1 pseudogene is annotated in these 325 nt (G+C 60.9%); it reads right to left on the bottom strand.

Going from position 1 to position 325, the window contains the following annotated elements:
• A pseudogene (locus tag EN845_RS34400) lies at positions 1 to 325 on the bottom strand (hypothetical protein); the annotation flags it as partial.

Raw genomic sequence — 325 nt, 5'->3', positions numbered from 1 at the left:
GCCTCCGTTCGGAGTTTCGATGCAACTGGCGCCGCAAGTTGCGGGAACGCAGCGTACTCGGACAGCGCAGCCGCAACGACAATTGCATCACGCCTTTTACCTGCCTCGACATAATATGCCGAGATCAGGGCCACCATCGCCTTGCGTGCGGCGGACAGATCGCCAAACTCTCCGAGAGCCGCCTCAACCGCCTCCCCGGTCGCAATGGTGAGTCCTTTGATTTGGCGCAGGGCCTCTTCATGGGCAATAGATGCGACTTGCGCCGCCTTATTTGCGGCGCCCGTTACGAAGTCATTGAAGGATTGGATCCGCCCCGCGGCGTCCG

Source organism: Mesorhizobium sp. M8A.F.Ca.ET.202.01.1.1 (genome assembly GCF_004791595.1).
Lineage (GTDB): Bacteria > Pseudomonadota > Alphaproteobacteria > Rhizobiales > Rhizobiaceae > Mesorhizobium.
Note: the sequence above shows the minus strand (reverse complement) of the source record. Positions and strands in the feature narration are given on the sequence as shown.